This window comes from Kitasatospora indigofera (genome assembly GCF_014655955.1).
Lineage (GTDB): Bacteria > Actinomycetota > Actinomycetes > Streptomycetales > Streptomycetaceae > Kitasatospora > Kitasatospora indigofera.
Genome location: NZ_BNBO01000004.1, coordinates 51,497 through 64,491, shown reverse-complemented (window position 1 = coordinate 64,491; position 12,995 = coordinate 51,497). Strand labels below are relative to the sequence as shown.

12 protein-coding genes are annotated in these 12,995 nt (G+C 76.2%); 6 read left to right on the top strand and 6 right to left on the bottom strand.

The window, feature by feature from the left end:
• Window positions 1-6: 6 nt before the first annotated feature.
• A complete protein-coding gene (locus tag IE329_RS05500; RefSeq protein ID WP_190209659.1) occupies window positions 7-1,074 on the bottom strand; it encodes an RNA ligase (ATP) in 1,068 nt (355 codons plus the stop codon).
• A 406-nt stretch (window positions 1,075-1,480) separates the two neighbouring features.
• Between IE329_RS05500 and modA the strand changes: the two genes are divergently transcribed.
• The 3 genes from modA (at window position 1,481) to IE329_RS05485 (ending at window position 4,540) form a co-directional block, all read left to right on the top strand.
• Entirely contained in the window at window positions 1,481-2,308 is an 828-nt protein-coding gene (gene modA, locus IE329_RS05495; RefSeq protein ID WP_190209658.1) for a molybdate ABC transporter substrate-binding protein, read from the top strand.
• The gene (locus IE329_RS05490; RefSeq protein WP_190209657.1) at window positions 2,305-3,165 is read left to right on the top strand and encodes an ABC transporter permease; all 861 of its coding nucleotides are present in this window, start codon (window positions 2,305-2,307) and stop codon (window positions 3,163-3,165) included. Before modA ends, IE329_RS05490 begins: the two co-directional genes overlap by 4 nt.
• 169 nt (window positions 3,166-3,334) lie before the next feature.
• Window positions 3,335-4,540, top strand: coding sequence for an ABC transporter ATP-binding protein (locus tag IE329_RS05485; protein WP_190209656.1), 1,206 nt, complete (start codon window positions 3,335-3,337; stop codon window positions 4,538-4,540).
• 46 nt (window positions 4,541-4,586) lie between these two features.
• Here the strand turns inward: IE329_RS05485 and IE329_RS05480 are convergent, their stop codons facing one another.
• Together IE329_RS05480 and IE329_RS05475 are read right to left on the bottom strand one after the other, a co-directional pair.
• Window positions 4,587-5,240 (bottom strand): response regulator transcription factor, encoded by a 654-nt coding sequence (locus IE329_RS05480; RefSeq protein ID WP_373311091.1) that lies wholly within the window; start codon window positions 5,238-5,240, stop codon window positions 4,587-4,589.
• On the bottom strand, window positions 5,240-6,445 hold the full coding sequence (locus IE329_RS05475; RefSeq protein ID WP_229927192.1) for a sensor histidine kinase: 1,206 nt from the start codon (window positions 6,443-6,445) through the stop codon (window positions 5,240-5,242). The genes IE329_RS05480 and IE329_RS05475 overlap by 1 nt, the downstream gene beginning before the upstream one ends.
• Window positions 6,446-6,581: 136 nt before the next feature.
• On the opposite strand from IE329_RS05475, the gene IE329_RS05470 reads away from it, so the two are divergent.
• From IE329_RS05470 to IE329_RS05460, 3 genes are all read left to right on the top strand, one after another.
• Window positions 6,582-7,496, top strand: coding sequence for an ABC transporter ATP-binding protein (locus IE329_RS05470; protein WP_190209654.1), 915 nt, complete (start codon window positions 6,582-6,584; stop codon window positions 7,494-7,496).
• Window positions 7,493-8,275: an ABC transporter permease gene (locus tag IE329_RS05465; protein ID WP_190209653.1), complete on the top strand. Its 783-nt coding sequence runs from the start codon at window positions 7,493-7,495 to the stop codon at window positions 8,273-8,275. The genes IE329_RS05470 and IE329_RS05465 overlap by 4 nt, the downstream gene beginning before the upstream one ends.
• Before the next feature lie 81 nt (window positions 8,276-8,356).
• On the top strand, window positions 8,357-9,106 hold the full coding sequence (locus tag IE329_RS05460; RefSeq protein WP_190209652.1) for a hypothetical protein: 750 nt from the start codon (window positions 8,357-8,359) through the stop codon (window positions 9,104-9,106).
• 384 nt (window positions 9,107-9,490) lie between these two features.
• Here the strand turns inward: IE329_RS05460 and IE329_RS05455 are convergent, their stop codons facing one another.
• The 3 genes from IE329_RS05455 to IE329_RS05445 form a co-directional block, all read right to left on the bottom strand.
• Window positions 9,491-11,071 carry a helix-turn-helix domain-containing protein gene (locus IE329_RS05455; RefSeq protein WP_308438340.1) on the bottom strand — a complete coding sequence of 527 codons (1,581 nt, stop codon included), beginning with the start codon at window positions 11,069-11,071 and terminating at the stop codon, window positions 9,491-9,493.
• 110 nt (window positions 11,072-11,181) lie between these two features.
• Window positions 11,182-11,898, bottom strand: a complete 717-nt coding sequence (locus tag IE329_RS05450) for an aminoacyl-tRNA hydrolase (RefSeq protein WP_229927191.1) — start codon at window positions 11,896-11,898, stop codon at window positions 11,182-11,184.
• 118 nt (window positions 11,899-12,016) lie between these two features.
• A complete protein-coding gene (locus tag IE329_RS05445; protein ID WP_079197483.1) occupies window positions 12,017-12,946 on the bottom strand; it encodes a hypothetical protein in 930 nt (309 codons plus the stop codon).
• Window positions 12,947-12,995: the final 49 nt, after the last annotated feature.

The window sequence follows — 12,995 nt, the reverse complement described above, 5'->3', positions numbered from 1 at the left end:
AGCGGACTACTCGTACTCGGTGCCGCCCTTGCGGGTCAGGTAGGCACCGCTGACCACCTTCGCGATCGCCCGGCCGCCCAGCAGGGGGCTCCAGCGCTCGGTGACCGGGCGGACCACCACCCCTTCGCGCAGGTGCAGCTCCCGGCCGGAGACCGTCTCGCGGCCCTCGGCCAGCTCCAGGACGGTGGCCGCGTCGAACGGGCCGCGCCACAGCTCGGGCACCGACGGCAACTCCCCCGCCAGCACCTCGGCGGCGTCCAGCCACCGCAGCTGCCCGTCCACCAGCGCCGAGACGTCGAAGGCCGCGTAGCCGGGCAGCTCGGTCCGGCCGGACTCGCCGTAGGTCAGGTCCTGCACGCCCGCGCCGAAGACCTCGCCGAAGACGCCGACCCGCTTGGCCCCGAGCCGCTCCGCGATCCGGGCCGCGACGGCCGGGATGCCGTGGGCCCGGACCGCCCGCCAGTAGAGGTTCCGCCCGTCCTCCTTGAGGGCCAGGCCCTGCGCGCCGATCCCCTTCGAGGAGACCTGCACCTCACCCGTGGCGGCGTGGTAGGTGACCAGGCAGCAGCTGCCGTGCAGCTTCTCGGTCAGCACCACCGGCTCGCCGGGCTCGAAGACGTCCGGGAACCGCTTGAGGTTCTCGATGTCGACCCAGGGCAGCAGGTCGGGCGCGTGCTCGACCTCGCCGCTCATCGAGGTCGGGATCGGCGGCACCCACTTCACGATGCCCAGGGCCTCGGCGAAGTCCTCGCCCTGCTCGGCGGCGGCCGCCAGGTCGGCCCCGGCCAGCGCGGCGGGCCGGCAGACGATGCCCTGGGACAGCTCCCCGCGCAGGCGCACCGCCCGCACCCGGTTGGCCTGCGAGCCGGCCAGCCGGCCGGTCAGCCCCAGCTCCTCGATCAACCCGGCGGGCAGCACGGCCTGCTCGGGTATGTAGAGGGCCAGCTCGCCGGTGCGGTAGGCGCCCTTGGCGACGACCGCGCGGTAGAGGCCGACCTGCGCCAGCTCCAGGGCGTCGGCGTTCGGGTGCTCAAGGATGGTGAGCCGCTCGGCGGTCACCTTCAGCGTGGACATGGTGGGACCTCCCCCTGGGTCGGGCGTCGGGGCGCCGGACCGGCCGGCCGGGCACGCCGAGCGCCGGGCTCCGGCGACCGGGCCTGTTGATCGAACGCGACCACTCTCCCCGGTCCGCGCCGCGAGGGCGACGGGTTTTCCCCGGCCGGCGGGTTACGGGCGGGTTTGAGCCTTCGCACAGCCGGGCAGCAACCCTCCTGGTCGGCCGCCTGTGCGATGGAACAGAGGACGGGGCCCTTGCATCTGCGGCAGTATGATCGCCGTATGGACCGCACCTGCGGCAGGGCTCGCCCCCGCCGCCCGCAGGTCCCGGGGGCCGCCCCTTCCGTCTCACCGCCGCGACGGACCGGCCCGCCCACCACCAGCACCCCGCGCCCCTCCCGGCGCGCCAGGAGGGGAACACCTCATGACCACCAGCACCCGCAGACTCGTCGTCGCTGCCGCGGCGGCCCTCGCTCTCAGCCTCGGGGCCACCGCCTGCGGCAGCGACGGCGGAAAGACCGGCGCCGACGCCGCCACCACCGCGACGGGCTCCGCCCCCGCCGCCGCCCCCAAGCTCTCCGGCGAGGTCAACGTCTTCGCGGCCGCCTCCCTCACCGGCACCTTCACCGAGCTGGGCAAGAAGTTCGAGACGAACTACCCGGGCGTCAAGGTCAAGTTCAACTTCGGCGGCAGCTCCGCGCTGGCCCAGAGCATCAACTCCGGCGCCCCCGCCGACGTGTTCGCCGCCGCCAGCACCAGCACCATGAAGACCGTCAGCGACGCGGGCGGCGTCAACGGCACCGCCGCGAACTTCGTCCGCAACACGCTGACCATCGCCGTGCCCAAGGGCAACCCCAAGCACGTGGCCACGCTCAAGGACCTCACCACCCCCGGTGTGAAGGTCGCGCTCTGCGCGAAGGAGGTGCCCTGCGGCGCCGCCGCCGTGACCGCCCTCAAGGCGGCCGGTGTCGACCTCACCCCGGTCACCCTGGAGCAGGACGTCAAGGGCGCGCTCACCAAGGTCGAGCTGGGCGAGGTCGACGCCTCGCTGGTGTACAGGACCGATGTGAAGGCCGACGCCGCGAAGATCGACGGCGTGGACTTCCCCGAGGCCGAGAAGGCCGTCAACGACTACCCGATCGCCGCCCTCGCCAAGGCGCCGAACAAGGACGGCGCCGCCGCCTTCGTCGCCTACATCCAGTCGGCCGAGGCCAAGCAGGTGCTGACCGCGGCGGGCTTCCAGGCCCCGTGAGCACCCGCACCGGCGCGCGGTCGGTTCCCGCCGGCGCGGACGGCCCCTCCCCGGGCCGCCCGCGCCGGCGGCGCGCCGCCGCGCGCCTGCCCGTCACCCTGCTGCTGCCCGCCCTGCTCGGCCTCGCCTTCCTGGTGCTGCCGCTGGTCGGGCTGCTGGTGCGGGCACCGTGGAGCGCGCTGCCCGAACAGCTCACCAGCCCCGAGGTCTGGGAGGCGCTGCGCCTCTCGCTGTTCTGCGCGACGGCGGCCACCGCGGTCTCCCTGGTGCTCGGCGTCCCGCTCGCCTGGCTGCTGGCCCGCACCGACTTCCCCGGCCGACGGCTGGTCCGGGCGCTGGTGACGCTGCCGCTGGTGCTGCCGCCGGTGGTCGGCGGCGTGGCGCTGCTGCTGGTGCTCGGCCGCCGGGGCATCGTCGGCCGCTGGCTGGACTCCGCGTTCGGCATCACCCTGCCGTTCCACACGTCCGGGGTGGTGCTCGCCGAGGCCTTCGTCGCGATGCCCTTCCTGGTGATCAGCGTGGAGGGCGCGCTGCGCGCCGCCGACCCGCGCTACGAGGAGGCCGCCGCCACCCTGGGCGCCTCCCGGCTGACGGCCTTCCGGCGGGTGACCCTGCCGCTGATCGCGCCCGGCATCGGCGCGGGCGCCGTGCTGGCCTGGGCCCGGGCGCTCGGCGAGTTCGGCGCGACGATCACCTTCGCGGGGAACTTCCCCGGCAAGACCCAGACCATGCCGCTCGCGGTGTACCTGGCGATGGAACGCGACCCCGAGGCGGCGATCGCGCTGAGCCTGGTGCTGCTGCTGGTCTCGGTGGCCGTCCTGGTCGGCCTGCGGGACCGCTGGATGTCCACCCCATGACGTGCCGCCGGACGGTGCCGGGAGCGCCGGTGCGGAGGGAGGCCCGGCCGCCCCGGCCCCGTCCGGCGCGCACCGACGACCCTGCGGGCAGCGACGCCCCGGCGGTCGCGCCGGGACCGGCCCCCGCCCCCGAACCGGCCCTCCCCCACAGCCCCTGGACGCCAACGCCATGACACCCCGCGCCGAGCACGCCCCCGAGCACCCCGAGGCCCAGGGCCCGGCCGACGCCGAAGGCCCCGCCGGGCGCACCGGCACGACCGGCACGACCGGCACGACCGACACGGCCACCGGCCCGGCCGACGGCACGGCCGGCACCGCCGAAGCCGCCCTGGACGCCCGGCTGCTGGTCGAACGGGCCGGGTTCCGCCTCGACCTGACGCTCACCGCCGCCCCCGGCGAGGTGATAGCCCTGCTCGGCCCCAACGGCGCCGGCAAGTCCACCGCCCTGCGCGCGCTGGCCGGCCTGCTGCCGCTGACCGGCGGACGGCTCCGCCTGGACGGCCGGACCCTGGAGGACCCTCGGCAGCACCTGCACACCCCGGCCGAGAACCGCCCGGTCGGCGTGGTGTTCCAGGACTACCTGCTCTTCCCGCACCTGAGCGCCCTCGACAACGTCGCCTTCGGCCCGCGCTGCCAGGGCCGCCCGAAGAAGGAGGCCCGGGCCGAGGCGGCCGGCTGGCTGGAGCGGATGGGCCTGGCCGACCACGCGGGCGCCAGGCCCGGCAGCCTCTCCGGCGGCCAGGCCCAGCGGGTCGCCCTGGCCCGCGCCCTCGCCGTCCGCCCGCGCCTGCTGCTGCTGGACGAGCCGCTGGCCGCCCTGGACGCCCGGACCAGGCTCGACGTCCGCTCACAACTTCGGCGCCACCTGGCCGAGTTCGAGGCGGTGGCGGTGCTGGTGACGCACGACCCGCTGGACGCGATGGTGCTGGCCGACCGGCTGGTGGTGATCGAGGACGGCCGCCAGGTGCAGGCCGGGACGCCCACCGAGATCGCCCGCCACCCGCGCACCGACTACATCGCCCGGCTGGTCGGCCTCAACCTCTACCAGGGCACCGCCGACGGCCGCCGGGTCACCCTCGCGGACGGCCCGGTGCTCGCCACCACCGAGGAGCTGACCGGCCCGGCCTTCGTCGCCTTCCCGCCCTCCGCCGTCACCCTGCACCTGGCCCGCCCGGAGTCGAGCGCCCGCAACGTCTGGCAGTTGCGGGTGGCCGGCCTGGACCTGCACGGCGACCAGGTCCGGGTCGACCTCACCGGCGAACTCCCGCTCGCCGCCGACCTCACCCCGGCGGCCGCCGCCGAACTGGACCTCGCCCCGGGCAGCGCGGTCTGGGCCTCGGTCAAGGCCGCCCAGACCCACGCCTACCCGGCCTGAGCCGGCCTTCGGCCACCGCCCGAGGGGGCCGGACCGCCCGGCCCGGTCAGTCCCCGTCCGGCGCGACGAACCCGGACTCGTACGCGGCGATCACCGCCTGGGTGCGGTCGCGTGCGCCCAACTTGCCCAGCACACTGCTGACATGGGTCTTGACCGTCTGGACCCCGAGGAACAGCTGCTCGGCGATCTCGCCGTTGGAGAGCCCGCGCGCCACCAGCCGCAGGACCTCGGCCTCCCGCTCGGTCAGCGCGGCCCGCGACATCGCCTCCCGGGCCGGGCGGTTGCCCTGGCCGGCCGCCAGCCGCCGGATCGCGGCCGGGAACAGCAGCGACTCCCCCGCCGCCACCAGCCGTACGGCGTGCGCGATCTCGGCCGGACGGGAGCGCTTGAGCAGGAACCCGTCGGCGCCCGCCCGCAGCGCCTGGTACACGTAGTCGTCGTTCTCGAAGGTGGTGACCACCAGGATCTTCGGCGGCTCCGGGCAGCCCTCGATCAGGGTGCGGGTCGCGGTCAGCCCGTCCATGCCGGGCATCCGGACGTCCATCAGCACCACGTCGGGCCGCAAGGTCCGCACCAGGCCAAGGACCTGGCTGCCGTCACCGGCCTCGCCGACCACCGTCAGGTCGCCCTGCGCCTCCAGCACCGCCCGCAGCCCGGCCCGGACCAGTTCCTCGTCGTCGACCAGCAGGATCTTGATCATCACGCCCCCAACCTTAGGGGCAGCCGCACGGCCAGCACCCACTCGTCGTCCTGCCGGGCGGCCGTCGCCTCCCCGCCCAGCAGGGTGGCCCGCTCCCGGATGCCGCGCAGCCCCTTTCCGCCGGAGGCCCGCGAACGGCCGCCGCCGTCGGTCGCGTTGACGCAGCGCAGCTCCAACCCGCCGTCCCGGACGGCGATCCGCACCGTGATCGGCCGGCCCGGCGCGTGCCGCAGCAGATTGGTGACCGCCTCCTGGACGATCCGGTAGGTCTCGCGCGACAGCACCCCGGGCAACTGCCCCTGCGGGACGTCGATCCAGGCCTCGACCGGGCTGCCGGCCGCCCGCGCGGCGTCGAAGAGCTGCGGCAGCTGGTCGATGCCGGGCTGCTCGGTGGCGGCGCCGCCCTGGGTCTCGCGCAGCAGGACGAGCGTGCGCTCCAGGTCGTCCATCGCCCGCCGGCCGGTCTCCTCGATCACCTCCAGGGCCTTGGCCACGAACGCCGGATCGCCGACCTCGCGGGCCGCCCCGGCCTGCAGCACGGTCACCGTCAGGGCGTGGCCGATCGAGTCGTGCAGCTCCCGGGCCAGCCGGTTCCGCTCCAGCAGCCGCTCGGCCCGCAGCTCGGCCTCGGCCAGCCGCTCGGCCGGCGAGGGGCCCAGCAGCCGCACCGCCATGGCCAGTTGCAGCCGCCCGGCGAGCACCACCAGCCAGCCGGCGCCGAACAGCACCAGCGGGGCGAACAGCGGGTACCAGAGATCACCGCCGGCCGGCAGCGAATGTCCGTACAGCACGAGCGGCTCGTCCCGGCCGGGGGCGCCGGCCAGCAGGACGCTCACCGTCATCGCGTTCACGCTCAGCAGGCCGACCGCCATGCCGAGGGCGACGCGGGCGATCAGCCAGGCCGTGGTGCGGCGGCGGTCGGCCCAGGTACCGGAGCGCTCGACCCCGATGTCCTCCTCGCGGTCCGGCATCAGCAGCAGCCGGGCCTGGACGCCCTCGGCCCGCCGCATCGCCGGGACCAGCGCCGCCAGCGCCAGCAGCACGCTGTCGCAGACGGTGGCGGAGGTGACGAGTCGGAGCAGGCCGACCTCCTCGATGCCCGGGTAGACCATCAGCACCACGCCGGCGAAGACCATGCCGACCAGCAGGTGGAGCCACCGGGCGTAGGTGGAGGCGGCGAACAGCGGCGCGATGATCCTGGGCACCCGGCCATCGTGCCAGGCCACCGGCCCCGCGGGCCTCCCTCCCGGGAGGGAGGCCGGTCCACTCCCCGGCGGGATCCGCCGCCCCGGCCCCACCGGGTCGAATGGAGCCCGTCACCAACGAGCCAGGGAGGCAGCCATGATCGAGGTCCAGGGCCTCAGCAAGTCGTACGGGCAGACCCTCGCCGTCGACGACCTCAGCTTCGGCGTCCGCCCCGGAGTGGTCACCGGGTTCCTCGGGCCCAACGGGGCGGGCAAGACCACCAGCATGCGGATGATCCTCGGCCTGGACCGCCCCACCGCGGGCCGGGCGTTGATCGGCGGGCGGCCGTACGTCGAACTCGCGGACCCGCTGCGCCAGGTCGGCGCTCTGCTGGACGCCCACGCCGTGCACGGCGGCCGCACCGCCCGGGGGCACCTGCGCTGGCTGGCGCACAGCAACGGCCTGCCGGACTCCCGGGTGGACGCGGTGCTCGACCAGGTCGGGCTGGCCGAGGTGGCCCGCAAGCGGATCAAGGGCTTCTCGCTGGGGATGCGCCAGCGGCTGGGCGTGGCCGGCGCCCTCCTCGGCGACCCGCCGGTGCTGCTGCTGGACGAGCCGGTCAACGGCCTGGACCCGGAGGGCATCCGCTGGATCCGGACCCTGCTGCGCGGCCTGGCCGCCGAGGGCCGGGCGGTGCTGGTCTCCTCGCACCTGATGACGGAGATGGCCCTGACCGCGGACCACCTGGTGGTGATCGGACGCGGCCGGCTGCTCGCCGACGCGAGCACCGCGGAGTTCATCGACCGGCACGGCCGGACCAGGGTCCGGGTCCGCGCAGTCGATCCGGACAAGCTGTCCGCCCTGCTGCGCGGCCCCGGCTCGGACCTCACCGCCGAGCCCGCCGAGGGCGGCGCCTGGGAGGTCACCGGCGCCGAGCCGGAGCGGATCGCCGCACTGGCCGCCGCGAACGGCGTGGTGCTGTACGAGATCGCGGTCCAGCGGGACTCGTTGGAGGAGGCCTTCATGCGGATGACCGCGGACAGCGTCGAGTACCGGGCGGTGGCGGCATGACCACCACGACCCTCGCCGGCCCGCGGGCCACCGCCCCGGCCCGGCGCAAGGCCGCCGTCCTGCACGCGGAGTGGACCAAGCTCACCACCCTGCGCTCGCTCTGGACCACCCCGCTGATCGGCGTGCTCCTCACCGTCGGCATCGCCTACGCCGTCAACGACGCCTACGGCGCCACCGACACCTCGCTCACCGAGGACCCGAGCATCGGCATCTACTACGGGCTCAACTTCGGCCAGGTGGCGGCGGCCTGCTTCGGCATCCTGCTGATCGGCCAGGAGTACAACGCGGGCACCATCCGGACCTCGCTGACGGCGGTGCCCGCCCGCGGCCGGCTGTTCGGCGCCAAGCTCCTGCTCGGCGGCGGGATCGGCCTGCTGGCCGGGCTGCTCTCGACCGCCGGGTCCTACCTCGCCGCCGGCGCCACCGTGGACCTCGCGCTGGACTCCCCGGCGACCGTCCGCAGCATCGTCGCCGGGGTGCTCTACCACCCGCTGCTGGTGATCCTCTGCCTCGGCGCCACCACGATGCTGCGCAACCTGACGGCGGCCATGGGCCTGCTCTCCCCGATGGTCTTCCTCGGCACCACCGTGCTGGCGGCCGTCCCCGGGGTCCGGGAGGCGGCGCAGTTCCTGCCCGACCGGGCCGGCCAGTACGCGCTGCGCCACCAGGACACCGCCGGCATCCACTACGGGCACTGGACCGGCCTGCTGATCATGGCGCTCTGGGCCGGGGCGGCCGCCTACGGCGGGCTGCGCTCGCTGCGCCGGCACGACGCCTGAGCCCGTGACCCCGCCTGCCACCCGTCGTCCCAGGCCTTACGCCCCGGACGACACCCGAGGCCCGACGCCCGAGGAGAGACCATGACGGTCAGCGCCGGCACCGCGCTGCGTGCCGAGTGGACGAAGATCACCACCCTGCGGACCACCTGGTCCGTCCCGCTGGCCGGCACCCTGCTCGGCATCCTGGCCAGCGCCCTGGTCTGCGCGCTGATCGGGGACGTCCAGGAGCTGCTGATCCAGGACCCGAGCGTCGGCATCCACTACGGGCTGACGGTCTTCCAGACGGCCTTCGTCTGCTTCGGAGTGCTGCTGCTCGGGCAGGAGTTCAACTCCGGCTCGGTCCTGCCCGCCCTGCTGGCGGTGCCCCGCCGTGGCCTGCTGTACGGGAGCAAGCTCGCCGTCGGCGCCGGCTACGGCCTGGCCCTGGGGCTGCTGCTCTCGGCCGGCTCGTTCGCGGCGGCCCGCGCCACCCTGGACCACCCGGCCGGCTGGACCGATCCGGGCGTACCGCGCAGTCTGGCGGCCGCCGCGCTGTACCCGCCACTGATGATCGTGTTCTGTCTGGGCGTCACCGCGATGCTCGGCAACATGACGGCCGCGATGGGCCTGCTGGTCCCCACGCTGCTGGTCGGCACCACACTGCTGGGCGCCGTCCCCGGGGTCCGCGAGCTCGTCCCGTTCCTGCCGGACAAGGCCGGACAGTACGGCATCCGCTACGCCACCGACCCGGACGTCCCCTTCCCGCACGGGACCGGGACGCTGTTGCTCGCCCTCTGGGCGGGTGCGGCGGCCTACGGCGGGCTGCGCCGGTTCCGCCGCTACGAAGGCTGAGCCAGGACCCGAGGACGGGGCACGACCCGAGGGCGGGGGCGGCAGCACGGCGGGGCCCGGGGGCGAACCCCCGGGCCCCGCCGTACAGGCTCTGCCACGCCGGCCGCGCCGCACCCCCGTGCGGTGCACCCCCGTTGCCGATCCCCGTGGGACTCGCCAGGTCGCGACGCGCGGGCCGTGGGCGCGGTCCCGGAGTGGGCCCGGAGTGGTCCCCCGTCCCCGGGGCCGCGCGGTGGCGGCCCGCTCGGCCGCGTCCCCATCCTGACCGGGACCGGACCGCGGCGAAAGCTTCGATCCGCACAGCCGGACGGCCCCCGCGTAACACCCCGCCCAGTCATCGCCCGGACGGCCGGCTCGCCCTCGGCCTTCCGCGCGGACCCCCGGTCACGCTCCGGCCGGCGCCCCGGCCCGCTCGGCCAGCCAGAGGTCGTACTTGGCACTCGGGGATGCCAGCAGCGAGCGCTGGAGCAGTTCCTCGATCCGCAGCAGTCGCTTGCGCAGCGCCGGGGCGCTGATGCCGAGCGCGGCCGCCGCCGGGGCGACCCGGGCGTCCTGGGCCAGCCAGGCCCGCACGCTGGCGGCCGCGGTCGGCGGGCCGGCCGCGTGCAGCGGGCGCAGCAGGGCCTCGGCCCAGTGCGCGGCGGCGGGGGTGGCGAGCAGCAGTTCCAGCCCGGCCGGGCCGGGCGGCAGGACGGGCGCGGCCGGTCCGGCGGGGAGGGCGGGGACGGCCCTCAGCCGCAGCGCCAGCGAGGCGGTGGCCTGGCCCGGGAGCCGCTCCAGGTCCAGCCCGAGGAGGTGCTGGATCCGGTCCAGCCGGGCGGCGAGGGTGTTCCGGTGCACCTTGAGGTGGCGCACGGCGCCGGTGCCGAAGGCCAGCCAGGAGGACAGGGTGCCCAACAGCTCGGCCGCCCCCGGATCGGCCCGGCGCGGCGGGGCGTACTCGGTGAGCGGGCGGAGCAGCTGCCGCGCCCAGCCGGCCCCGGCCGGGCCGAGCAGCGGCGCGAGGTCGCCCTGCCCGTCGAAGACGACGTGCCGGCCCGGCACCGATCGGGCCGCGGCCAGCGCGTGGAAGGCCTGCTCGTAGCCGAGCGCGGTCTCGCGCAGCGGGACGGCGCCGCTCACCCCGACCGCGCAGTCGGCGGGGCCGGCCGGCTCTCCCCCGCCGCCCGGCGCGAGGTCGGCCGGGGAGACGGCGATGAGGTGGCCGTGGTTCACCGGGCAGGGCACGATCCAGGACCGGTCGCCGGTGGCCGCGCCCCAGTCGGCGGCGATCTCGGCCCGGCGCCCGACCGGCCCCTCGACCACCCGGACCCGGACCGGGTCGGGCAGCTCGGGCCCCAGGGCCGCCGCGATCCGGTGGGCCGCCGGCAGTTCACCGATCATCAGCAGGTGCAGGACGGCCTCGCGACTGCCCGCGTCGGCCCGTTCGGACCGCTCGCGGTCGCGGGCGGCCGCCTCGACCTGACGGCACAGCTCGGCCAGCCGGGCGGCGTCGGCCAGCAGCCGCGGCAGGCCGGCCGGGCCGGGCCCGGGGCCGACCGCCGCCAGGACGGCGCGCGCCGGCCCGTTGCCGGCCGCCACGAACCAGCCGGTCAGGCCCGCCCGGTCGATCCGCGCCGAGCCGGCGCCCTGCGAACGCAAGAGCGCCACGCCCTCGGCGGCGAGCCCGGGCAGCCCGGCCGCCGGGGCCGCGCCGGCCGGGACGGCGGACGCCCGGAGGACGGCGCCGTCGGCGTCCAGCAACGCGGTCCACCGGCCGCCGCGCCGGGCCAGCCAGCCCAGCAGGGCAGCCGTGGGGTGGGGCCCCACGGCCAGGCGGTGCATCGCCAGCAGCAGCTCCGCCCGGTCACCGGACCCGGCGGGGCCGGGCGCGGCAGGGCCCGAGGCGGTCTTCGGGACGGTCTTCGGGACGGCGGCGCCGTCGTCCCCCTCGGACGGCGGCCGCCGTCCCGTCAGTTCCGGCACCGGTGTTCCCCCTCGTCGCCCTGTGCCCTGTGCCCTGTGCCCCGTTGCCGTGTGTGCCTGAGCCCCTGAGCCCTGTACGAACCGCCCGGCCCGGCCGGGGCGAGCGCCGGCTACCCCGCCCGCAGCGCCGGGTGGTCGGCCACCACGGTGGAGCTGCCGGGAGCGATCTCGGTGAACCCCGCGTCCTGCACCAGGGGCAGGCCACTGGCCGTCAGCTCGGCCCAGGCCTGCGGCGTGGCCGTCCGGACGGCGAGGGCGAAGCCGTTCCCGGCCCACTCCTTGCGCTGCGCCTCGTCCAGGCGCCACCAGGCGAGCTGGGCGGCGTGGCCGGTCTGGGCCATGGTCTTGCCGGCGCTCATCTCCAGCTCCGGGTTGAGCCAGAGCACGGGCAGGCCCGGTTCGGGAGCGGCCGGCGGCGTGGTCTCCTCCAGGTCGGTGCCGGAGACCTGGAGCTTGGCCAGCTCCTTGGGCCAGCCGTCCAGCGGGACCGGCGGGAAGACCCGGACCTCGGCCCCGGCGCCGGTCACGGTGATGCCCGGCAGCTCGCCGGCCTTGCGCCACTCGCCGCCCCGGGCCCGGCGGACCACCTTGCGGATCCGGCCGTCCGTCCAGGCAACCACCAGGGCGGCCCACTCTCCGTCCGGGTCGGTCACCCGGGGGTCGTCCAGCAGGGTCAGCACGGCGCGGGCCGAGGTCTCCAGCGCGTCGGTGCGGCCGGGCGGTTCGGTCCGCTCCATCCGGACGACGAGCGGCAGCACGTACTGGGGGTTGGCGTCGCGCCCGGCGGGCGCGTCGTCGGGGCTGGGGGCGTCGAACGGTGTGGTCACCCGTCAAGGATGCCAGCCGCCGCCGGCCCGCCCCGCCCGGGCCCCGCCGCGGTCCGCCCCCGCCCGGCCCCGCCCACGGGGGCGCGCAGCGGCGCACCGGAGCGGACCGGGCCCGCCGTCAGCGCCGGTAGCCGCGCTGCGGGTCGCGCTCCTCGGCGTCCTCGTACGGCAGGAACCAGCCCTCGGGGTGGGTGGCGGCGATCAGTTCCTCGGTGCGGCTCGCGGTGTCCGCCTCCGGGTCGCCGTCCTCGGGGCCGTAGACGCCGAACAGCTCGTCCAGGCAGCCGTCCCAGTCGTAGTCGTAGAGGTCGGCGGGCAGGTCGCCCATCATGTCGGCGACGGACTCCGGCTGGGCGCCCAGCAGGTTGCGGGCGTCGGCCAGTGCCATCCGCAGGGCGATGTCCTCGGCCGGGCAGCGCGGCAGCGGCCACTCGCCGAGGGCCAGGTCGTCGGCGAGGTCGTCGAAGGCGCGGGCCATCGAGCGGCGCCAGCCGCGGTGCAGGCCCCAGGTGCGGGTGGGCAGGCGGCCGAGGACCGCCCATTCGTGCTCCTCGCTCTCCAGCACGGGCTCGCCCTCGTGCTCCTCCAGGTCGTCGTAGGCCGCGTCGGCCAGGCCGAGGAGCTGGGCGTGCAGGAGGCAGGCGGTGCGCGGGGTGAGGGTCCAGTCGCCGACGCCGCCGCTGCCCTCCTCGTCCCCGTCGAGCGGGAAGAGCTCGGCGAAGTCGGGCGCGAAGTCCTCGGTGACGCTGATCTCCAGGGTGCCGCCGAGCGCGTCGACGCCCGGCATGGCGGCCACCAGGCGGTCCGGGTGGAGCAGCACGCCGAGGGCGGCGTTCGGGTCCTCGGACACCTCCCGCAGCAGTTCACGGCGCTGTTCGGCCGGGTCGACGCCCTCGAAGTCCAGGTCCTCGACGGCCGCTCTGGCGGCTGCGCGCAGCGCGGGCCAGTCGGTGATGCGCAGGCCCAGCACCACCGTCGCCTCGATTTCCCGCGCGCCGGAGTCCTCCGTGGCGCCCTGCCCCTGCGGATGATCGCTTCGCTCGCCCATGCGCCTACGGTACGGCTTTTCCGGCGCCCGATCACCGGTCTGGCCCAGC